Raw genomic sequence first — 21456 nt, forward strand, 5'->3', positions numbered from 1 at the left:
CCTCACGGGCGGACGTCGCGCCGCAGCCCCCGCCGGGCGAGCACGTACCGCCGCGGGCGCAGCGCCCGCCCGTGGAGGCGCCCGTCGCCATGCGCGGGCCTGGCGACAAGCCGCTGGCCTCGCCCGCGGTACGCCGCCATGCGCGAGAACTCGGGATCGAACTTCAGTACGTGCACGGCAGCGGCCCCGCGGGCCGGATCGAGCACCGCGACCTGGAGGTGTACCTGGCAGCGCGCGGACAGGCCGCCACCGCCCAGGCCGCGCAGGATGCCGACGCCGCCGCCGATGCGGTCGAGCGGGTGCCGCTCAGCCCGCTGCGGCGTCGCATCGCGCAGAAGATGCAGGAAGCCAAGCGCCGCATCCCGCACTTCGCCTACGTGGAGGAGGTGGACGTCACCGAGCTCGAGGCGCTGCGTGCCCAGCTCAACGCCAGGCACGCGGCGGCGCGGGGCAAGCTGACGCTGCTGCCGCTGGTGGCGCGCGCCGTGGTGCGCGCCCTGCGCGAATTCCCGCAGATGAACGCGCGCTTCGACGACGAGGCCGGGGTGGTCAGCCGCCACGCGGCCGTGCACCTGGGCATCGCGACCCAGACCGGCGCCGGCCTGATGGTGCCGGTGGTGCGCAACGCGCAGGCGCTGGACCTGTGGGCCTTCGCGGCGGCGGTGGCGCAGCTGGCGGAGGCCGCCCGTGCCGGCAAGGTCACGCGCGAGCAGCTGTCCGGCTCCACCCTCACCCTCACCAGCCTGGGCCCGCTGGGCGGGCTGGTGACCACCCCCGTGATCAACCACCCGGAGGTGGCCATCGTGGGCGTGAACCGGATCGTGGAGCGGCCCATGCTGCGCGGCGGCCAGCTGGCGGCACGGCTGCTGATGAACCTGTCGTCCTCCTTCGACCACCGGGTGGTGGACGGCATGGAGGCGGCAGGCTTCATCCAGGCGGTGCGTGCCCAGCTGGAAAGCCCGGCCCTGCTGTTCGTCGACTGAAGACGGGGCCGCGCGGGCCGCGCCGCAGGCGCCCGTCCGGGCATCGGGGCGCACTCGCGGACATCACTGGCGCCCTCGCGGGCACCGCAGGAGCCCGCGCGAGGGCGGGGCCGCGGAGCCGGTGGCTCCGCGGGACGCGCGCGGCCGGGCTCAGCCCTTGAGCAGCGCGCCCAGGGCCTTCTGCAGGCGGCGCGCCAGCGCCGGGTCGTGGGCGGCCGCCAGCACGCGAGCGGCGTCCTCGCCCCAGGTCTGCGCCGGGGAGGGGTCGTTGCGGCGCGTCAGCAGCTTGAGCTGCAGGGCGCGACGGGCATCCAGCTGGTCGGCCGGGGTGGGCACCTCGGAGGCGATCTCCAGCCGCAGCATGGATTCGCCGGCATCGCCCGCGGGTGCGCTGCCCAGGGCCTTGAGCCAGGCGCCGCGCACGGCCGGACTCACGCCCTTGCCGAACTCCTGCACGCCGGGCACCTGCTCCGGATCGCGCTGCTCCCAGGCCGAGAGCAGGTGGGCCAGCGCTTCGCCGTGGGCCTGGGCGGCCAACTTGCGCAGGGCCGCCTGGGCATGCTCCAGGGCGTCGCGCTGGGCGCGGAAGGCGACGTCGCCCAGGCGGGGACCGCGGTCCTCGCGCTCGGGCCGGTCACCGAAGCGCCCGCCGCCGAAGCCCCCGCGCATGTCGCCGGGACGGCCGCCCCGGTCGCCCGGCCGGCCGACCCCCGGGCCGCCCTTGCGGTCGCCGAACTTGCCGCCGCGGCCGGCCTGGACGGGCTCGGCCTTCTTCATGCCCGGCCGGTCGTCGCCGCGCATGGCCACCACGGGCCGCGGCTTGGGCGCGGCAGGCGCGGGTGCCGGCGCAGCCTCTGCGCCCTCCCCGCCTTCCGCCGCCGCCTCGGCCGGCTGGGCCGCACCCTCGTCGGACGGCAGCGGCGCGGACACGCCCGCGGCGGCCGCCTCGCCGGCCGCCGCCACCTCGGCGCGCGCCTGGGCCTGGCCGCGCAGGGCGGCCTCCAGGGCGGCCATGGCGGCCTTGATCTTCTGCGCGTCGCCCGTGGCGTTCGCGGCTTCCAGCCCGCGCGAGGCGTCCAGCACCGCACGGTCGCGCTCGGAGAGCGCCGCGGCAGCGCGGTCGCGGTCCTGGCCCTTGCGGTTGAAGGCCTCGTCGATCGGCTTGCGGAAGGCGTCCCACAGCTTCTGCTCGTGCTTGCGGTCCATGGGGACGGCCTGCGCCTCGGCCTGCCAGCGCTGCTGCAGCGCCTTCACGGCGTCGATGCGCAGCTGCGGGGCCGCCCCCAGGGCTTCGGCCTCCGCGATCATGGCCTGGCGGCGCTCGGTGCTCTGCTTCTGAGCGGCGTCCAGCGGCGCGCGCGCCGCCTGCAGCGCGTCCTTCCACTGCGGCTGCAGTTCGGCGAAGGCCTTTTCGCTCAGGTGGCCGGCTTCGCGCCAGCGGTTCTCGAACTGGTGCAGCCCGCGGGCGAAGCCCTTCCAGTCGCCGGCGGCATTCGCGGCCTGGGCGCTGCCCCAGTCGCGCAGCTCGGCAATCAGCGCCAGCCGCGATGCGCGGTGCTCGGCGGCCTCGCTCTTGACCTTGTCCAGCCAGGCCTCCACCACCTTGTAGGCGCGGTTGCAGGCTTCGTCGAAGCGCTTCCACAGGGCGTGGTTGGGCACGCCGCCCTGGTCCACCTGCTTCCACTGCTCGCGCAGGGCACGCAGCTGTTCCTGCATCTTGCGGCCGCCGAACTTGGGCTTGGGCGGCTGCGGCTCCTGGGCCACGGCCGGGGCCGGGGCCGCGGGCTCCGCTTCACCTTCGGCCGGCGCAGCCGCGGGCGCGGCAGCGGGCGCCGCCGGTGGCGGGGCCGCCTCGAACAGGGCTTCGGCCTTTGCGACCAGTTCCTGGCGCAGCTGGTCGGCGCGCCAGCGCTGCCAGCCTTCCAGCTCGCCCGCGGCCGCCAGCGCGGCGTGGGCTTCGTTCTCCAGCTTGTCGTCCAGCAGGCGGCCGTGCTCCTTCAGGGCATTGCGCAGCGCGGCGGCCGCACCGGCGCTGGCCTTGCCGTGGCCCTCGGCCACTTCCTTCTCGACGCGCGACAGCGCCTCGCGCACGGCCTGGTTGGCCTTCTCGCGCACGGCGGGGTCGACCTTGGGCTTGGCCGGCTTGGGCGGCGCCTCGGGCGGCAGGCCGCGCGCGGCGCGCAGTTCGTCGGCCCACACGGGCACGGGCGGCAGCGCCGCGGCGGGGTCGGTCTCGGCGGCCTGGGCCTGGGCCAGCGCGCTGCGGAAGGCCTCCCACACCGCCTGCAACTGGGCCTTGGACGCCTCGAGCAGGGGCGGGAACCGGGCATCCACGCTGGCCCAGTGCGCCTCGGCCGGCAAGGCCTCGGCCTGGGCCTGCCAGTCCGGCACGTCCTTGGCCAGGGCCTCGGCGGCGCCCACGGCGTCCTTCCAGGACTTGGTGGACAGCACCTCGATGCGCTGCGCCAGCAGCACGGCGGCCTCGCGCTGGACCTGCACGCGGTGTTGCAGGTCCTCGATGCCCTTGACCCGCTCGGCCAGGCGCTGCTTCAGGCCGGCCAGCGGCTCGCGGCTGAGCGGCGCGCCGGCCCGGGCGGCGTCGCGCTGCCAGGCCAGGGCGTCGGCGATGTTCAGGCGGGGCGCGTCCAGCAGGCCCTGGGCCTTCTGGGCCCATTCGGCGGCGATCGCCTCCTGGCCCTTGGCGCGCTTGATCTCGTCCAGCCGCTCGCGCAGCAGGCGCGCGGCCCCCTTGTCGCGGCCGCTCAGTTCCTTGAACACCTCCTGCATCTGCTCGGCGCTGGGCTCGCGGGCCAGCCACTCGCGCACGCGGGCGGCTCGCTCGCCGGAAGTCGGCGCGGAGAAGGCGCCCCCGGTCAGGGCGTCGAGGTCACGGGGATCGTGGGTGGAGGCAGTCGTCAAGGTCACGAATTCTTTGCGCGTGTTGGTGCCCGCGCGGTCGCGGGCAAACCTCTATTCTCGCCGCGATTCGCCCGGCCGGGGCGCCGGGGTCCGCCGGGGGCCCAAAAGCAGAAAGCCCGGCCGGGGGGCTGAACCTCCCGGCCGGGCTTGGCGGCTGACCGCTAGGGCCTGTCCGCCTGGGGTCGCGAAACCGGAGTTGAACGTCCGGAACGCGGGGAAGCAAGGGATTGCCTCCAAGTGGGGCCGGTGCACCGGTGACCGGTACGCCGGCTGAGCGCCCGATTGCTCGGGCAGGCAAAGAGTAGGACAGCCGGCCCGGCCTTGCAACGCAGGCATTTCAATGGCGGCGCGGCGCGCGATTGATTTCGCTGCCTTGACAGGCGTGGCTCGACAGCGCCCCGGCCCGGCGCCGGGCGACTACAGCACGCAGCGGCCTTGGCTGACAGCCGAAAGTGGCTGATCCGGGCCAGAATTCGGTGTCGACATGTCAATGGGTGAATAAAGATGTTTTTCTTTATTCTTGACTCGGTATGAAGCGCCCCCCTAGAATTCGACCCGTCCCTGGTTAGTACCTAGGGATGACCCTTAACCGCTGCCGACCCCGGCTCCGTCGAAGGGCAGACGCAAGCCAACCCACACCAGCGCTTGCCTGCTTCGACACAGCGTACCGATCCAACGAGGTGTCCTGTCCCAAGCCGCTCGCGGCCTGGCAAGCAGGGCCCCCGCCATGTGAGGAAGTGCTATGACAGCGTCCGGAAAATGGGTCCAGGGCATTCGATGCTTCTTTGTCGATGTTGCCCAGGGCTTTTTCGAAATAACGCACAACGGCTTGGCCCTGACGGGGCTGGCCACTGTTTTCTGCGTGGCCGTGCTGGCCGCGCGCCCTGACCTGCGCGATGCGGGCGAATCCCGCCTGATGGGCTGGCTGCAGGCCCGCCACGAAGCCGCCGTCGGCATGCCGGTGGAGATGGACGCGGTGGACCGCGCCACCGCCGCCGACCCGCACGACCTGCCCAAGCAGCAGGCCGCCGTGGCCTTCTGGCTCAGCCGCAAGTACCGCGTCGCCCCGGAACCGGTGAGCGCGCTGGTGGCCGAGGCCTGGGAGATCGGCCAGAGCACCAAGATCGACCCCACCCTGATCCTGGCCGTGATGGCCATCGAGTCGGGCTTCAACCCCTTCGCGCAGAGCGCGGTGGGCGCCCAGGGCCTGATGCAGGTCATGACCGGGGTGCACAAGGACAAGTACGAGAACTTCGGCGGCAAGCTGGCCGCCTTCGACCCGCTGACCAACCTGCGGGTGGGCGTGAAGGTGCTGCAGGACTGCATCACCCAGGCCGGCTCGCTGCACGACGGGCTGCGCTTCTACGTCGGCGCCGGCAAGGACGGCGATGACAATGGCTACGCCGACAAGGTGCTGGCCGAGCGCGAGCGCCTGAAACTGGTGGCCTCGGGCCGCCAGGTGCCCCTGGCGCCCGTGGTCCGTACCACCGCCCCGGCCGAGCCCGCCACCGACAAGGTCGCCTCCGCGTCCTGAGCTCCGTTACACTACGGGGGCACGCGACTGGCGATAGGCGCGGCGCTCCCCGCGGGGAGTGGCCCGCGCTGACGTGGATCCGCGCGGGGCCCCCGGGGCCCTGCCAAACCACTGGGGAGCGTGCCGCCGGCCCCGGCCGGTGATCAGCCGTTCGCCTGGGCAGCCAATCCGAAGACTCCAAGGACTGCCGCATGTACCAACGCAACCTCCTCGTCGAACAGACCGATCCCGAGCTGTGGGCCGCCATCACGGCCGAAAACCGCCGCCAGGAAGACCACATCGAGCTGATCGCCAGCGAGAACTACGCCTCGCCCGCCGTCATGGCCGCCCAGGGCAGCCAGCTCACGAACAAATACGCCGAGGGTTACCCGGGCAAGCGCTACTACGGCGGCTGCGAATTCGTCGACGTGGCCGAGACCCTGGCCCTAAACCGCGTCAAGGAACTGTTCGGCGCGCCCTGCGCCAACGTGCAGCCGCACTCCGGCGCGCAGGCCAACGAGGCCGTGTTCCTGGCCTTCCTCAAGCCCGGTGACACCATCATGGGCATGAGCCTGGCCGAGGGCGGCCACCTGACCCACGGCATGCCGCTGAACATGAGCGGCAAGTGGTTCAACGTCGTCTCCTACGGCCTGGACGCCAACGAGGCGATCGATTACGACGCCATGGAGCGCAAGGCCCACGAGAGCCGCCCCAAGCTGATCATCGCCGGCGCCTCCGCCTACTCCCTGCACATCGACTTCGCCCGCTTCGCCAAGGTCGCCAAGGACGTGGGCGCGATCTTCATGGTCGACATGGCCCACTACGCCGGCCTGATCGCCGCGGGCGTGTACCCCAACCCGGTGCCGCACGCCGACGTGGTCACCTCCACCACCCACAAGAGCCTGCGCGGCCCGCGCGGCGGCATCATCCTGATGAAGCCCGAGCATGAGAAGGCGATCAACAGCGCCATCTTCCCCGGCCTGCAGGGTGGCCCGCTGATGCACGTCATCGCCGCCAAGGCGGTGGCCTTCAAGGAGGCGCTGACGCCGGAATTCAAGGCCTACCAGCAGCAGGTGGTGAAGAACGCCGACACGGTGGCCCGCACCCTGGTGGAGCGCGGCCTGCGCATCGTGAGCGGCCGCACCGAGAGCCACGTCATGCTGGTGGACCTGCGCGCCAAGGGCATCACCGGCAAGGAAGCCGAGGCCGTGCTGGGCGACGCCCACATGACCATCAACAAGAACGCGATCCCCAATGACCCGGAGAAGCCCATGGTGACCAGCGGCGTGCGCATCGGCACCCCGGCCATGACCACCCGCGGGTTCAAGGAAGAAGAGGCGCGCATGACGGCGCACCTGATCGCCGACGTGCTGGACAACCCGCGCGACGCGGCCCACATCGCCGCCGTGCGCGAGAAGGTGTCCGCCCTCACCCGCCGTTTCCCGGTCTACGGCTGATCCGCCATGAAATGCCCGTTCTGCGGCAACGCCGACACCCAGGTGGTGGAAACGCGCGTCGCCGAGGACGGGGATTTCATCCGCCGGCGCCGCCAGTGCGCCGCCTGCGAGAAGCGCTTCACGACCTACGAGCGCCCGGACGTCACCTTCCCGGCGGTGGTGAAGAAGGACGGCCGGCGCATCGAGTACCAGCGCGAGAAGCTGCTCGCCTCCCTGAACCTGGCGCTGCGCAAGCGCCCGGTGTCCACCGAGCAGATCGACAGCGCGGTGGAGCGCATCGAGGAGAAGCTGCTCAACCTGGGGGTGCGGGAGATCGCCTCCAACCGCATCGGCGAACTGGTGATGCGCGAGCTCAAGAAGCTGGACAAGGTCGCCTACGTGCGCTTTGCCAGCGTCTACCGCAGCTTCGAGGACATCGACGAATTCAAGACCCTGGTCGACGAAGTGCGCCGCTGAAGGCGCGCCGGCTCAGGGGCAGGGGTTGGCCGAGGCGTCGCTGCGAAGGCGCCCTGCCCGGCTGAGCACCAGGTCGCGCCCCTCGCTGCCCGGCGTGCCGCAGACATGCAGCGTGCCGGCCTGGAAGCCCCCCGACAGCAGCTGCGGCTGCCCGGCTTCTGTGTAGGACACATAGCTGCCCAGCGATCCGGTGCCGTTCACCGTGACGGAGGGGGGCAGCGCCTGGCCCCGCGTCAGCGGCGGCCCGGCCGGGCGGCCGGTGGCCTGCGCATCGGAGAACAGGATCCAGCCCTGCTCCCAGCCGCCGGTAGTGGCGCACACCAGGCCATCCGCCGATTTGCACAGCGTCACGCGCAGCCCGCGCCGCACGGCCTCGCTGCGGGCGAGCGCCAGGTGCGACTGCAAGCGCTGGGCCGCGGTGGACACGCGGGTGCGCTCCAGGAGCCGGGCGAAGGACGGCACGCCCAGGCCGAGCAGGATGGCCACGAGCGCGAGGACGACCAGCAGTTCGACCAGGGTCAGGCCGCGCGACCTTCGGGGGTTGGCGGGGGATGGGGCGAAAACCGGTCGGGCAGCAGGCATCCGCCGACGCTAGCCCAGGCCCTGCAGAGCGGCACGCACGCACGCTCCAAAGGGCAATAGATCACAACTCAGGGGCAGGTGCCCGTGGCGGTGCGCGTGATGTTCAGCCGTCCGGTGGTGCTCAGCGAGAGCGCCCGGTCCTGGATCCCCACGGTGGGCGTCTGGCGGCAGACCTTGAAGCTGTAGTTGGCAGCCAGCAGGCCGACCGGCGGGAAGGAGACGCTGCGCACGATGGTGCCGTTGCCGTCGGTCCCGCGCAGCACGTAGCCCTGCGGCGCGGCCTCCTGGGTGCGCAGCACCGTCGTGCTCCCGGACACGGTGACGATCCAGCCCTGGTCCCAGTCGCCCGAGGTGGCGCAGTTGGCGCCGTCCCTGGACGCGCACACGACCACGTTGGTGTTGCGCTTGATCGCCTCGCTGCGCGCCATGGTCATCGCGGCCAGCAGGTTGTTGGCATTCGCCGTCAGCTGGCCGCTCAAGGACGCATTCGCCATGAACGGCGCCGCCAGCGTCGCGAGCACCGCCACGATCGCGATCGTGACGATGAGCTCGATGAGCGTGAAGCCGGCGCGGCGGGCGACGTTCATTTGCGGATGTACCAGAAGGAGCGAATCTTGGCCGGGTTGGAGACAGAGCCGGGCGCTGTGAGCTGCGAGGTCTGCAGCGGTCCCGCGCAGCCGATGCACACCGGCACCACCGTTCCGTTGTCCAGCATGAGGTTGCCCACCACCGGGTCGGGCGACAGGCCGGCGTCGCTGCGCGTGGTGTACACGTCGGTGCCGGCGCCGGTCGCGTACTGGAAGGAACGCGGCGTCAGGTCGCCCAGGTTCACCGAACAGCTGTTCGACGCATTGGGCTTGGGCAGGTGCGTGCTGAAGTACACGGTACCGAACACGGCCGAGGCCGCAGTGATCACCTGCTCGTTGGTACGCATCTGGATGGCATAGCCCTGTGAACTGGCGATCTGCGCCGGGTCGGGCGTGGTGCCCACCGGGAAGGTGTAGAGCGCTGCCAGGCACAGCCCCGTCGTGCCCAGGCCGCAGGAGAGGGGCTTGCTGAGCAGCGAGGGCGCGTCCGGCCTGTCCTTGATGGCGAAGAAGTAGTTGGTGGTCGGGTTGTTGGTGTTGGTCGGCTTCTCCCGGTCACCGGAGCCGGTGAGCACGATGTAGCTGGTGCCGTCGAACACCACCTCGGGCGCGAACATGAGCTTGCGGTTGGGCGTCGTGCCGCACAGCAGGTTGACGTCGCAGCCCAGCGTGGCGATGGTGCTGATCACCCAGCTGCTCGCCGGGTTGCTGCCGATGGAGGTGTAGGCGCCATTGGAGAGCGGGCCGGAGATGCGGTAGATGTTGCCGGCCAGGTCGTTGGCATAGATGTACATCGCGTTGCCGCTCGAATCGGTCGCGATGGTCACGTCCGCCGTCACGCTGCGCGTGGTGGTGAAGGTGGCGGTGATGGAGCCGCCGCTCGCATCGAAGACGTAGATCCGGTTGCCCGTGGTGCTGCTGCAGGAGTAGCTGTAGGCGTCCTCGCAGGTCGCGTCGTATCCGCCGCCCATGACGACCAGGGTGTTGGTCGTGCCGGTCGTGGTCGAGGTGGTGAAGACGTGCGGCGTACCCCAGGTCTGGCCAATGTTGGTCCAGTCACCGTACGCACTGGAAGTGCAGTTGGACGTGGTGTAGTCACCGCAGCCGCGTTTCCAGCGCAGGCTGATGCCCAGCGTGGTCGCGTCGATCTTGAAGGAGTACAACGCACGCCCGCCGCGTCGCATGCCGGCGAACACCCAGCCGTCACCGTTACTTGCCTTGTACGCGGTGATGGGCCCGTCCATGCCGTAGGGCTTGGGGTTGCTGCCGCTGATCACGGTGTTGTCGTAGTAGATGCGTTGCAGCATCCCGTACGACTCCGGCGCGACGAAAGACCAGAACTCGCTGCCCGCCTGCACGGTGGCGCCGCCGCTGCCGCCCACCGTGAAGGTGTCGGTCCGGTTGCCGTTCACCGCGCGGAACACACCATCGTCGCCGCCGTAGAGCACCACGACCTGGCGGTTGGTGTCGGTGCCGAAGTTGAAGGCGGCCGGCCGCGAGTGCACCACCCCGCCGTGCGCGGACGGTCGCATGCTGGTGCTGGTCGCGACGGTGGACACATCCTCCGTGAGCACGTTCTGGCCGCGTGTCCAGTTGATCAGGTTGCTCAGCTGGGTCGAATCCGTGAGCCCGAACACGGTGGTGGTCAGGGCGGAGTTCGAGGTGGTGAACTGCGTCAGCGTGTTGCAGCCGTTGAAGGTGGTGGAGCAGGTGGTAACCGTGCGAGTGGCGGGCGAACTGGCGCGAAGCATGTAGCCCTGGCCACCCTTCTCCACGACCTGCCCGTCCGGGGTGTTGGAGGTGGCCTGGGTGGTGACGTTGGGGCAATTCGCATCGGTGTACGTGGACCAGTACGCGTCCAGGGCGGTCGGCGTCCAGTAGCTTCGCGCGCAGGGCTGGATGAATTCGCTGCCGTTGGAGGCGACCGCCGCGGTGCCGTCGGCGTCTACAGTCTGCAAAACCCCATTCACATAGGCGGCGCGGTATTGCTTGAGGTTGCCGTACCAGCGCGGGTCGAAGTTGCTGTCGGGCCTGAACATCCCGATGAAGATCTGGTTCAGGAAGTTGTTCTGGTTGACCGTGGACACCGGCAAGGACACGGCCGCGAACACCGAGTTCACGGAGCGGACCTCGGAAAAGACCGCGGTCATGGCGGCCGTCAGCGAGCTCGCGTCCGTCGTGGAGAAGTACTTGCCCCCGCCCCAGTTCGCGACGCTACTCAACACCCAGGGGATGTCCGGGAAGCAACTTCCCGGATTCACCAGTGCGATGGAATAGCTGGTGATCTTCAGGTTCGACGCGTGCATGTAGCGCGCCCACTCGTCGGCGTAATAGCCTGCGCCGTTGTGGTCCTGAGGCATCTTGGTCAGCGTACCGCAGGAGGTGACCTGGTCTTGGGCGGTCGATGAGATGACGTTGGTCTGGCTGGGAACGATGGCCGCCGGGTTGGCATTCTTGGCCGCGATGTTGGTGCCCTCCAGCGCGCTCTGGGGACCCGCATTGCCCGGGGAGTCGCCCGGCGTGCTGGAGGTGTTGCTGGCGTCAGCCAGGAACAGGATGAAGTTCTTGCAGTTCGTCGAGGGCACGAGCGAGGCGTAGCTGGTACCCGAGAGCCCCATGCGCCCCGCGTAGTAGGCCCAGGACTCCTGCATCGATGCACCCGTACGTTCCTTGTTGGCCTTGATCCAGTAGCTGCCACCGGTCGTCTGGTTGCCGTTGCCGTTGGACGATTGCCAGTTCAGGATGTAATTCAGCAGGTAAGGCTTGGTGGCGGTCGTGAGGCCGGTCAGCGGGTACACCAGGCAGCCGCCCTCGCCCGTACTCGAGCACGCCGGCAGGGTCGCGGTCACGCCGGGGGCGTTGTAGACGGCGACGCCCGAACCGTTGTAGACCATGATCCCCACGTTGATCGTCGCCGTGGCGGTCACCGGCAGTGCGTCGATGACCTTGTAGAGCACGCATTGCTCCACGCCCTGGGCCGTGCCCGACAGCGTGTTCGTTGCCCCGCCGATGGTGCAGGTGGAGCCCGGAATGCTGGAGTTCGACGACGCATGCGCCGCGTTGTCCATCACGATCAGCAGGTTGGACGCGGCCGTACTGCCGGACGACGCGCCCGTGAACAGATCGATGTCTTCCGCCTGCGCCAGCGGAGCCAGGCCCAGCAGCAGGGCCAGGGTGAGAAGGAGGCGTAGAAACTTCATGCGGTACTCCCGGGGATGGGGCTCATGGACACACCGCGGCCTTCTGCGCGGCGGAAATTTCCTGGCGGAAGCCCTGGGTCAGCGTGACCTGGGCGCCGGTGACGGAATCGGTCACGGTGGCGTCGATCTGCCACAGCGAGCTGTAAGTGCTGCTCTGGCAGCCGGCCAGCCCCCCGGCGCGAAAACCGCCGCAACTGCTGGAGTTGCTTCCTCCGGTCACGGTCGTGGCGGACAGACAGGTCGGCGTGAACACCGTCACGGAGTAATCGGGGTTGCGATTGGGGTTGGCGTCGTTGTTGATGTTCAGTGTCAGGGTCTGCTGGGGCGGCAGCGAGGTGAAGCCGGTGGGGAAGCTGCTGCCGATCACCACCTCCACGGCCCGGTTCGCCGCCGAGATCACCTCGTTGCGGAACTGCATGTTGCCCACGGCCTTGAGGTTGGTGGTGTTCAGCGTGAAGGCCGTCGTCACCATCAGGGTGATGAGGATGAGCAGGATCAGGCCGACGATGAGCGTGATGCCCCGCTGCCCGCGGGCGGAGATGCTGCGCTTCATGGCGACTCCCTCCGGCCCGACACGTTGTTCAGCCGGATGTTCTGCAGGAACAGGTGACGCCGGTACTTGTCGCCCGCAGGCGGCGTGATGGTGACCGTGCTGCCCGAGACGCTGCCCAGGGTGTAGCTCTTTCCGTCGTCGGCACCGGTGGCGGCTTCGCGGGTGCGCGCCAGGACGAACAGCTTGACCGCCACCACGTCGCGCAGCTGCGAGACACTGCATCCGCTGGAGGGGCAATGCACATACGACTCCGGCACGCCGTCGCCCCGGTTGTTGGGCATGGTGTTGTTGCTCGCCGTGGTGGCGTCGTAGGCGCAGGTCGAGGGATTGATGCGGTAGGGCAAGGCGCCGTAGTTCACGCCGTTGTTGCAGCGGTCCTTGGAATCGATGCCCAGGTCGACGACGAAGCCCTCCACCCCTTCGATCAGCGGCTCCTTGACGAACTGGGTGCCGTCGAAGCGCAGCCTGACCAGGGTCGGAATGCCATCGCCCACCGTGGTCGAGTAGGTGCGGACGTAATAGATGTCCTGCACCCACTGGCGTATGTCGGCGAGCGTGGTGCAGTCGCGCTTGTGCAGCGTGAGCGTGCTGCTCGGGCCGACGTAGAAGGTCGGCGTCGATGCGCTCATTTCGCTCGCGCAGAAGGTTGGCTGGAAGTAGATGGCGCTCGTGTTCAGGGCCGCGCAGTTTCCCGACCCCGGCGAGCAGACCTCCGCCCGTCGCACCACCAGGACGTCCGTGTTGGCCTTCTGGTTGGAAATGCTGCAGCCGGTCGGCGCCGTGCCGAAGGTCATGACAGGCAGGCTCACCATCGAGAAGGTGACGGTGCCGGTCCAGTTGGCGGTCGCCAGGCAGGGGTTGCTCGCCACCACGCCCGTCGAATCCAGGGTGTCGTAGGGGCTGGGCAGCATGGCCGTGGCGGCGAAGTCGTCCCAGCGCGGCACGTAGCCGCCCCAGAAGCCCGCGTGCTCCACGTCTTCCTGCAGCAGGTCCATGGTGAAGCGGCCGCTTTCGATCATGGAGTTGGTCTTGGCCATCTCCGTGTTGGTGCGGCTGATGTTCAGGTAGACCGAGATCAGGGCCACCATCACGATCAGGCCGATCGAGATGGAGATCAGCAGTTCCAGCAAGGTGAAGCCGCGCGCAAGGCGGCGGCGACCGGCCGGGGGGCGCAGGGTCAGGTTCATACCAGCGACGCAATCCGCACGATGGTGGTGACGACCCGGCGGCACAGGTCGTTCACGCACTGGGTGTTGCTGCTGCCGGTGCCGCCGTCGTAAGCGTTGGCGCCACAGCCCACGCTGGTGGGCGGCGCCGAGATCGGCGTCAGCCCCTGCCAGGCGACGGTGATCATGTAGTCGCGGTTGCCCAGGCTTTCCACGCAGCCGCGGCCGGCGATCACGGCGCCGGCCTTGTTCGTGCCCTGCATTTCCCCCGCGCCCTGGATCGCCGAGCACCAGTCTTTCAAGTCCTTTTGGGCCGCCGTCGAGCCGCCGAAGGCCGAGGAGCAGGAGGTGGTCGGGTCGATGCTGGCGACGTAGGCGCCCGAAATCGCCGCGTTGCGGTTGGTGGAAATGCGGTGCGCCATGTCGTCCAGCAGCACCAGGGCCTGGGCCCGCTGGTAGGCCTCGACCTCGGCCACCTGCATGCGGCTTTGCAGGCCCGCCATGCCCAGCAGGCCGAAGGCGATGATGACCATGGTCACCAGCACCTCGATCAGCGAGGCGCCGGCCTGGACGCGGGGGGTACGTGCCATGGCGTTCACCACTTGAGGGTCACCGGGCTGCAGGCCGGGTTGCAGCCCTTCACCCCTTCGCTGGTGAAGGTCAGGTCGCCATCGGACACCTGGTTGCCGATGGCCTGGAAAGTGATCGTGAAGCTGGGCGGGGTGCTGCTCCCCACGTTGATCGAGGGCGTGTACTTGGCCGTCAGCTCCGTCGGCAGGTTGTAGCCGGCGCTGGTCAGTTGCGCGTAGCTGGCGTAGCCCCGGTTGGCCAGCAGGTACTGCTGCTCCCGGTTCGACAGGTCCAGCATCTGGGCCTGGGCCAGCCGGCGCGCACTCTTCTGGATCTGCTTGGTGTACGCCGGCAGCGCGATCGCCGCCAGGATGCCCACGATCGCGACCGTGACCATCAGTTCGATGAGCGTGAAACCACTTGTCTTCTTGCTGTTCATGCCAACTCCTAGCGACCATCCCTACCCAGGCTCAACCATAACGATGGGGGAACAAACCGCCACTTTTGAGCGACGTGCGGTCGATTTCAGGGAACGAATGGTCGAGTTGGCTGTGGCGTCCGCGCATCGGGGGCCCCGGGCCGCCCATGCCCGAGAATCGGGGCCATGGCGACGCTTCCTCCCTTCATGCAGCAGGCCCTGGCCCTGGCGCAGCGGGCCACCGGCCTGTCCGAGCCCAACCCCCGCGTCGGCTGCGTGCTGGTGGCCGCCGACGGCCGCACGGTGCTGGGCGAGGGCCACACCCAGCCCGCCGGCCAGGCGCATGCGGAAGTCATGGCCCTGCGCGACGCGGCCGGCCGCGGGCATTCGGTGCAGGGCGCCACGGCCTGGGTGACGCTGGAGCCCTGCGCCCACCAGGGCCGCACCGGGCCCTGCTGCGTGGCGCTGGCGCAGGCCGGCGTGGCCCGGGTGGTGGCCTCGCTGACGGACCCCAACCCGCGCGTGGCGGGCCAGGGGCTGGCGCACCTGGCGGCCGCGGGCGTCGCCGTGGAAACCGGCCCGGGCGCGGCCGAGGCGCGGGAACTGAACCTGGGCTTCTTCAGCCGCATGCTGCGCGGCACCCCCTGGGTGCGCCTGAAGATCGCCGCCTCGCTGGACGGCCGCACCGCCCTGCCGGACGGCCGCAGCCAGTGGATCACCGGCGAGGCGGCCCGTGCCGACGGCCATGCCTGGCGGGCCCGAGCCGGCGCGATCCTGACCGGCCTGGGCACCGTGCTGGACGACGACCCGCGCCTGGACGTGCGGCTGGCCGCGGTGCACCGCCAGCCGCCGCTGGTGGTGGTCGACAGCCGGCTGGAGACGCCGCCCACGGCGCGCCTGTTCGGCCCCGGCCGCGAGGTGTGGATCTACGCGGCGGCCGACGACCCGGCACGCCGGGCCGCCCTGGAGGCCCGCGGCGCGCACATCACCGTCATGCCCAACCCCCAGGGCAAGGTGGACCTGGCGGCCCTGCTGCGCGACCTCGCGCGGCGCGAGGTGAACGAGTTGCACGTGGAGGCCGGCCACAAGCTCAATGGGTCCTTCGTGCGCGAGGGCCTGGCCGACGAGTTGCTGTGCTACCTCGCGCCCAAGCTGCTCGGACAGGGCCGCGAGATGGCCGCCTTCGGTCCCCTGCCCGGCCTGGAAGCCGCGCCGGCGCTGGATTTCCAGGCCGTGGACCGGGTCGGGCCGGACCTGCGCCTGGTGGCCCGTTTCGCCGGCCGCGACCGCTTCTAGCGCACCGGCCTGTCCCCCGCCGGACGGGAGGGGCGTCAATCCCTGCGAAAATAGCGGGATGTTCACCGGAATCATCACCGGCGTGGGGCGGATCGCCGCCATCCACGACCTCGGCAGCACCCCCCAGCACGGCAAGCGCCTCACCGTGGAGGCACCGGCGGGTTACCTGGACGACGTGGGCCTCGGTGACAGCATCGCCATCAACGGCGCCTGCATGACCGTGACCTCGCTGGCCGGCCCCGCCTTCACCATCGACATCTCGGCCGAATCGCTGGACAAGACCGCCGGCCTGGACCGGACCGGCCCGGTCAACCTGGAGAAGGCGCTGCGCGCGCATGACCGCCTGGGCGGCCACATCGTGTCCGGCCACGTGGACGGCATAGGCCGCGTCACCCGCTTCGGCCCGGTCGGCGAAAGCTGGGAGCTGTGCGTGCTCGCCCCGCCCACCCTGGCGAAGTACCTGGCCTACAAGGGCTCGATCACCATCAACGGGGTCAGCCTCACGGTGAACCGGGTCACCGACACGGCCGAAGGCGCCGAAGCCAGCATCAACCTCATTCCCCATACCGTGCAGAACACGGCGCTGGGCGGGCTCGTGCCCGGCAGCGCGGTGAACCTGGAGATCGACCTGATCGCCCGCTACGTGGAGCGCATGCTCTCCGGCGCCGGCACGGCCAACACCCCTGGAGCCGCTGCATGACGCGCCACGCGACCATTTCACCCATCGAGGACATCGTCGAGGACATGCGGCAGGGCCGCATGGTCATCCTGGTCGACGAGGAGGACCGCGAGAACGAGGGCGACCTGGTGCTCTCGGCCGACCACGTCACGCCCGAGGCGATCAACTTCATGGCCCGCTTCGGCCGCGGCCTGATCTGCCTCACGCTCACGCGCGAGCGCTGCGAGCGCCTGCAGCTGCCACCCATGGTGGCGCGCAACGGCACCAAGATGGGCACGGCCTTCACGGTCTCCATCGAGGCCGCCGAGGGCGTGACGACCGGCATCTCCGCCGCCGACCGCGCCCGCACCGTGCAGGCCGCGGTGGCCCGCAACGCCGGGCCGCAGGACCTGGTGCAGCCGGGCCACATCTTCCCGCTGCAGGCGGTGGACGGCGGCGTGCTCATGCGCGCCGGCCACACCGAGGCCGGCTGCGACCTGGCCGGCATGGCCGGCCACACGCCCGCCGCGGTGATCTGCGAGATCATGAAGGACGACGGCACCATGGCCCGCCTGCCGGACCTGCAGGTCTTCGCCGCCGAGCACGGCCTGAAGATCGGCACCATCGCCTCGCTGATCGAGTACCGCAGCCGCAACGAATCGCTGGTGCGCAAGATCGGCAGCCGCCCGCTGACCACGGCCTACGGCCAGTTCACGGCACACGCCTGGCAGGACCTGCCCAGCCAGGGCCTGCACCTGGCCCTGGTCAAGGGCGACTGGGACCCCGCCGAGGCGGTGCACGTGCGCGTGCACGAGCCGCTGTCGGTGCTGGACGCGCTGGAACTCGGCCGCCCCATGCACTCCTGGAGCCTGGACGCCAGCCTCAAGCACATCGCTGCGCAGGGCAAGGGCGTGGCCGTGCTGCTGAACTGCGGCGAGGACGCGGCCCAGCTGCTGGCCCAGTTCGAGGGCACGGCCCGCGCCTCGCAGGCGCCCGAGCGCGGCCGCATGGACCTGCGCACCTACGGCGTGGGCGCACAGATCCTGCGCGAATGCGGCGTGCACCTGATGCACCTGATGGGCAACCCCCGGCGCATGCCCAGCATGGCCGGCTACGGGCTCGAGATCGTGAGCCACGTGGCTCCCGCCCAGAAATAAGACAAGGCAAGCACCCATGTTCGGCGCAGAAAAAGGCCAGGCGGACCGCCTGGACGGCTCGGACCTCACGATCGCCATCGTGCAGGCCCGCTTCAACGAATCCATCACCGACGCCCTGACGGCGGCCTGCCGGGCCGAGCTGGCAGCCCTGGGGGTGGCGGACGGCAACATCGACCACGTCAAGGTGCCCGGCGCCCTGGAGGTGCCGGTGGCCCTGCAGGCCCTGGCCGAGAAGGGCAGCTACGACGCCCTGATCGCGATCGGCTGCGTGATCCGCGGCGAGACCTACCACTTCGAGCTGGTGGCCAACGAGTCGGCCGCGGGCGTGACCCGGGTCTCGCTGGACTACCAGTTGCCCATCGCCAACGTCATCCTGACGACCGAAAACGTCGAGCAGGCCATCGCCCGCCAGGACGAGAAGGGCCGCGACGCGGCCCGCGTGGTGGTCGAGATGTGCAACCTGCTGGACGCGATCTGATGGCCGCCCCCTCCCCGTCCGCGCCCGGCCGCACCGCCACCGGCGCCCGCAAGGCCTCCGCCAAGTCGGCCCGCAGCCGTGCCCGCGAGTTCGCGCTGCAGGCGCTCTACCAGCACCTGGTGGGCCGCAACGAGGCCCAGGCCATCGACCACTTCACGCGCGACCTGTCCGGTTTCCACAAGGCCGATTCGGCCCACTATGACGCGCTGCTGCACGGCTGCATCCGCGATGCCGACGCCCTCGATGCGCTGATCGGCCCCTTGCTGGACCGGCCGCTGGCCGAGATCTCGCCGATCGAGCACGCCGTGATGTGGATTGGCGCCTACGAGTTCCAGCATGCGGCCGACGTGCCCTGGCGCGTGGTGCTCAACGAGTGCATCGAGCTGGCCAAGGAATTCGGCGGCACCGACGGCCACAAGTACGTGAACGCGGTGCTCAACGGCCTGGCGCCGCAGCTGCGCGCCGCCGAGGTGGAGGCCGACCGCGCCACGGGGAGGGCCCGGTGAGGACCGCCGCCCGCGTCGACCGCATCGAGCCCTTCCACGTGATGGAGGTGGGCAAGGCCGCGGCGCGCATCGCCAGGGAGGTGCAGGACAGCGACACCCCCATGCTGTTCCTCAACATCGGCGAGCCGGACTTCACCGCCCCGCCGCTGGTGCGCGAGGCCGCCGAGCGCGCCGTCGCCACCGGCCGCACGCAGTACACCCAGGCCCTGGGCCTGGACAGCCTGCGCGAGCGCATCAGCGACTGGTACGCGCGGCGCTTCGGCCTCGCGGTGCCGGCGCGGCGCATCGTGGTCACGGCCGGTGCCTCGGCCGCGCTGCAGCTGGCCTGCCTGGCGCTGGTCGACCGCGGCGACGAGATCCTCATGCCGGACCCCTGCTACCCCTGCAACCGGCATTTCGTCAGCGCCGCCGAGGGCCGGCCGGTGCTGCTGCCTTCCACCGCGGCCGAGCGCTTCCAGCTGTCGGCCGATCGCCTGCGCGAACACTGGGGGCCGGCCTCGCGCGGCGTGCTGCTGGCCTCGCCCTCCAACCCCACGGGCACCTCCATCCACCCGGATGAGCTGCGCGCCATCCACGGCTTCGTGGGCGAGCGCGGCGGGGTGACGATGGTGGACGAGATCTACCTGGGCCTTTCGTACGACGACACCTTCGGGCAGAGCGCGCTGGCCCTGGACGACCAGGTCATCAGCATCAACAGCTTCAGCAAGTACTTCAACATGACGGGCTGGCGGCTGGGCTGGATGGTGGTGCCGGACGCGCTGGTGCCCGTGGTCGAGAAGCTGGCGCAGAACCTGTTCATCTGTCCCAGCGTCATCGCGCAGTACGCGGCGCTGGCCTGCTTCGAGCCCGAGAGCATCGCCGAGTACGAGCAGCGGCGCGCCGAATTCAAGGCCAGGCGCGACTGGTTCATCCCTGCACTGCAGGAGATGGGCCTGGACGTGCCGGTGATGCCCGACGGCGCCTTCTACGCCTGGGCCGACTGCAGCGCGGCCATGCGCCGCCTGGGCGTGGACAGCAGCTGGGACTTCGCCTTCGAGCTGATGAAGCGCGCCCACGTCGCCGTCACCCCGGGGCGCGATTTCGGCACCGCCGAGACCGGCCACTTCGTGCGCTTTTCGACCGCCAGCGCCATGGCCCAGCTGCAGCAGGCGGCGGGGCGCCTCAAGGGCCTGCTCGCGTGAGCGGCCCGGACGTCTTCACCTGGCCCGTGCGGGTCTACTGGGAAGACACCGACGCCGGCGGCATCGTCTTCTATGCCAACTACCTGAAGTTCTTCGAACGGGCCCGCACCGAGTGGCTGCGCTCGCTGGGCATCGGCCAGCAGGCGCTGCGCGAGGCCACGGGCGGCATGTTCATCGTCGGCGAGACCCGGGTGCGCTACCTGGCGCCGGCACGGCTGGACGATGAACTTCTGGTTACGGCGCGGATCAGTGAAACGGGGCGGGCTTCTTTGATAATGGCCCAGCAGGCGTTCCGGCAGCAGGATCATGCGCTGCTGTGCGAAGGCGAGATCCGCATCGGCTGGGTCGATGCCGCCAGCCTGCGGCCGGCCCGGATCCCTACCCCGGTCCTCGAGGCCCTGAAGAAGAAACGAGAAACATGAACCACGACCTGTCGATCGTGCGCCTGGTGCTGGATGCGAGCTGGATGGTCCAGCTGGTCATGCTGCTGCTGGTGTGCGTTTCCATCACCAGCTGGGCGGCCATCTTCCGCAAGCTCTTCGGCATCCAGCGCGTCAATTCGCTCAACGAGGATTTCGAGAAGGAGTTCTGGTCGGGCACCAGCCTGAACGAGCTGTTTGCCGCGGCTTCGCAGAATGCGAAGCTGTCAGGGCCCATGGAACGCATCTTCGCCTCCGGCATGCGCGAATTCAGCAAGCTGCGCGAGCGCCGGATCACGGACGCCGGCACCCTCATGGACGGCGCCCGCCGCGCGATGCGCGCCAGCTTCCAGCGCGAGATGGACGCGATCGAGACGCACCTCTCCTTCCTGGCGTCGGTGGGCTCGGTGTCGCCCTACGTGGGCCTGTTCGGCACCGTCTGGGGCATCATGCACGCCTTCATCGGCCTGGGCAGCCTGCAGACCGTGACCCTGGCCACCGTCGCGCCCGGCATCGCCGAGGCCCTGGTCGCCACCGCCATCGGCCTGTTCTCGGCGATCCCGGCCGTGGTCGCCTACAACCGCTTCGCCCGCGACATCGACCGCATCGCGATCCGCCTGGAGACCTTCATCGAGGAGTTCTCCAACATCCTGCAGCGCAACCTGGGCGCCCAGGCCGCGACGGCCTCCGGCCACTGACGAGGGGAGGCCCGCATGCCCGCCATGGTGCAACGCGGCCGCGGACGCCGCACGATCAACGAGATCAACATGGTCCCGTTCATCGACGTGATGCTGGTGCTGCTGATCATCTTCATGGTCACGGCGCCGCTGATCGCCCCCAGCGTGATCAACCTGCCCTCGGTGGGCAAAGCCAGCCAGCCGCCGCAGCAGGTGGTGCAGGTGCAAGTGCGCAAGGACGAAGGCATAGACATCAAGGTCGACGAGAAGACGCAGAGCGTGCCGCTGGCCGACCTGGGCGCGACCGTGCGCCAGCTGCAGGGGCAGTACAGCGGCGGTGAAAGCGCGGTCGTGATCGCGGCCGACAAGGCTGTGCGCTACGAGATCGTGGTGAAGGTGATGGACGCACTCAAGCGCGCCGGCGTGGAGCGCGTGGGCCTGTCCGTCCAGGTGCAGAAGTAAGCGCCGTGGAGATCAGCGCCCGCACCGACCGCAACGACTTCCTGCCGCCGCCCGAGCCGGCGGCGCCGCAGTCCTTCGGCCTGGCCCTGCTCGCGCACGCGCTGCTGCTGGCGGCGCTGGCCTGGGGCATCAACTGGCAGAGCCAGCCCGAGACCGCGGGCGTGGAAGCCGAACTCTGGTCTGCCATGCCGCAGGAGGCCGCGCCCCCGCCTCCGCCG

The 21456-nt window shown here is 70.1% G+C and carries 21 protein-coding genes and 1 pseudogene; 14 read left to right on the forward strand and 8 right to left on the reverse strand.

Going from position 1 to position 21456, the window contains the following annotated elements; all coding sequences use genetic code 11:
• On the forward strand, positions 1-983 hold a 983-nt coding region (locus IM725_RS15390; RefSeq protein ID WP_193781523.1), incomplete at its 5' end, for a dihydrolipoamide acetyltransferase family protein.
• 150 nt (positions 984-1133) lie between these two features.
• On the opposite strand, the gene IM725_RS15395 is transcribed toward IM725_RS15390, so the two are convergent.
• Entirely contained in the window at positions 1134-3908 is a 2775-nt protein-coding gene (locus tag IM725_RS15395; protein ID WP_193781524.1) for a DUF349 domain-containing protein, read from the reverse strand.
• Between the two features lie 736 nt (positions 3909-4644).
• Between IM725_RS15395 and IM725_RS15400 the strand changes: the two genes are divergently transcribed.
• The 3 genes from IM725_RS15400 (at position 4645) to nrdR (ending at position 7328) form a co-directional block, all read left to right on the forward strand.
• On the forward strand, positions 4645-5436 hold the full coding sequence (locus IM725_RS15400; protein WP_193781525.1) for a lytic transglycosylase domain-containing protein: 792 nt from the start codon (positions 4645-4647) through the stop codon (positions 5434-5436).
• A gap of 191 nt (positions 5437-5627) precedes the next feature.
• Entirely contained in the window at positions 5628-6872 is a 1245-nt protein-coding gene (gene glyA, locus IM725_RS15405; protein WP_193781526.1) for a serine hydroxymethyltransferase, read from the forward strand.
• Positions 6873-6878: 6 nt separating this feature from the next.
• Positions 6879-7328: a transcriptional regulator NrdR gene (nrdR, locus tag IM725_RS15410; RefSeq protein ID WP_193781527.1), complete on the forward strand. Its 450-nt coding sequence runs from the start codon at positions 6879-6881 to the stop codon at positions 7326-7328.
• Between the two features lie 12 nt (positions 7329-7340).
• On the opposite strand, the gene IM725_RS15415 is transcribed toward nrdR, so the two are convergent.
• The 7 genes from IM725_RS15415 to IM725_RS15445 form a co-directional block, all read right to left on the reverse strand.
• Positions 7341-7910 (reverse strand): GspH/FimT family pseudopilin, encoded by a 570-nt coding sequence (locus tag IM725_RS15415; protein WP_193781528.1) that lies wholly within the window; start codon positions 7908-7910, stop codon positions 7341-7343.
• A 68-nt stretch (positions 7911-7978) separates the two neighbouring features.
• Complete coding sequence (locus tag IM725_RS15420; RefSeq protein ID WP_193781541.1) at positions 7979-8497, reverse strand: GspH/FimT family pseudopilin; 519 nt, start codon at positions 8495-8497, stop codon at positions 7979-7981.
• Entirely contained in the window at positions 8494-11697 is a 3204-nt protein-coding gene (locus IM725_RS15425) for a pilus assembly protein (protein ID WP_193781529.1), read from the reverse strand. The genes IM725_RS15420 and IM725_RS15425 overlap by 4 nt, the downstream gene beginning before the upstream one ends.
• Before the next feature lie 22 nt (positions 11698-11719).
• The gene (locus tag IM725_RS15430; protein WP_193781530.1) at positions 11720-12250 is read right to left on the reverse strand and encodes a hypothetical protein; all 531 of its coding nucleotides are present in this window, start codon (positions 12248-12250) and stop codon (positions 11720-11722) included.
• Positions 12247-13437, reverse strand: coding sequence for a PilW family protein (locus IM725_RS15435; protein ID WP_193781542.1), 1191 nt, complete (start codon positions 13435-13437; stop codon positions 12247-12249). Before IM725_RS15435 ends, IM725_RS15430 begins: the two co-directional genes overlap by 4 nt.
• Entirely contained in the window at positions 13434-14006 is a 573-nt protein-coding gene (gene pilV, locus IM725_RS15440; protein WP_193781531.1) for a type IV pilus modification protein PilV, read from the reverse strand. The genes IM725_RS15435 and pilV overlap by 4 nt, the downstream gene beginning before the upstream one ends.
• Positions 14007-14011: 5 nt before the next feature.
• The gene (locus IM725_RS15445; RefSeq protein ID WP_193781532.1) at positions 14012-14425 is read right to left on the reverse strand and encodes a type IV pilin protein; all 414 of its coding nucleotides are present in this window, start codon (positions 14423-14425) and stop codon (positions 14012-14014) included.
• 165 nt (positions 14426-14590) lie between these two features.
• Here IM725_RS15445 and ribD point away from each other — a divergent pair, with 165 nt between their 5' ends.
• The 10 genes and pseudogenes from ribD to IM725_RS15495 form a co-directional block, all read left to right on the forward strand.
• The gene (ribD, locus tag IM725_RS15450; RefSeq protein WP_193781533.1) at positions 14591-15700 is read left to right on the forward strand and encodes a bifunctional diaminohydroxyphosphoribosylaminopyrimidine deaminase/5-amino-6-(5-phosphoribosylamino)uracil reductase RibD; all 1110 of its coding nucleotides are present in this window, start codon (positions 14591-14593) and stop codon (positions 15698-15700) included.
• 58 nt (positions 15701-15758) lie between these two features.
• Positions 15759-16400 (forward strand): riboflavin synthase, encoded by a 642-nt coding sequence (locus IM725_RS15455; protein WP_193781534.1) that lies wholly within the window; start codon positions 15759-15761, stop codon positions 16398-16400.
• On the forward strand, positions 16397-17515 hold the full coding sequence (ribBA, locus tag IM725_RS15460) for a bifunctional 3,4-dihydroxy-2-butanone-4-phosphate synthase/GTP cyclohydrolase II (protein ID WP_193781535.1): 1119 nt from the start codon (positions 16397-16399) through the stop codon (positions 17513-17515). Before IM725_RS15455 ends, ribBA begins: the two co-directional genes overlap by 4 nt.
• A gap of 16 nt (positions 17516-17531) precedes the next feature.
• Positions 17532-17993 (forward strand): 6,7-dimethyl-8-ribityllumazine synthase, encoded by a 462-nt coding sequence (gene ribH / locus IM725_RS15465; protein ID WP_193781536.1) that lies wholly within the window; start codon positions 17532-17534, stop codon positions 17991-17993.
• Positions 17993-18499, forward strand: a complete 507-nt coding sequence (gene nusB, locus IM725_RS15470) for a transcription antitermination factor NusB (RefSeq protein ID WP_193781537.1) — start codon at positions 17993-17995, stop codon at positions 18497-18499. Before ribH ends, nusB begins: the two co-directional genes overlap by 1 nt.
• A gap of 41 nt (positions 18500-18540) precedes the next feature.
• Entirely contained in the window at positions 18541-19680 is a 1140-nt protein-coding gene (locus IM725_RS15475) for a pyridoxal phosphate-dependent aminotransferase (protein WP_227753852.1), read from the forward strand.
• Entirely contained in the window at positions 19677-20102 is a 426-nt protein-coding gene (gene ybgC, locus IM725_RS15480; RefSeq protein ID WP_287066123.1) for a tol-pal system-associated acyl-CoA thioesterase, read from the forward strand. The genes IM725_RS15475 and ybgC overlap by 4 nt, the downstream gene beginning before the upstream one ends.
• Entirely contained in the window at positions 20099-20797 is a 699-nt protein-coding gene (gene tolQ, locus IM725_RS15485; RefSeq protein WP_193781539.1) for a protein TolQ, read from the forward strand. The genes ybgC and tolQ overlap by 4 nt, the downstream gene beginning before the upstream one ends.
• Positions 20798-20812: 15 nt before the next feature.
• Positions 20813-21238: a biopolymer transporter ExbD gene (locus IM725_RS15490; RefSeq protein WP_193781540.1), complete on the forward strand. Its 426-nt coding sequence runs from the start codon at positions 20813-20815 to the stop codon at positions 21236-21238.
• Between the two features lie 5 nt (positions 21239-21243).
• Positions 21244-21456 (forward strand): annotated as a pseudogene (locus tag IM725_RS15495) (cell envelope integrity protein TolA); the annotation flags it as partial.

The organism is Ramlibacter aquaticus, from assembly GCF_015159745.1.
GTDB lineage: Bacteria > Pseudomonadota > Gammaproteobacteria > Burkholderiales > Burkholderiaceae_C > Ramlibacter > Ramlibacter aquaticus.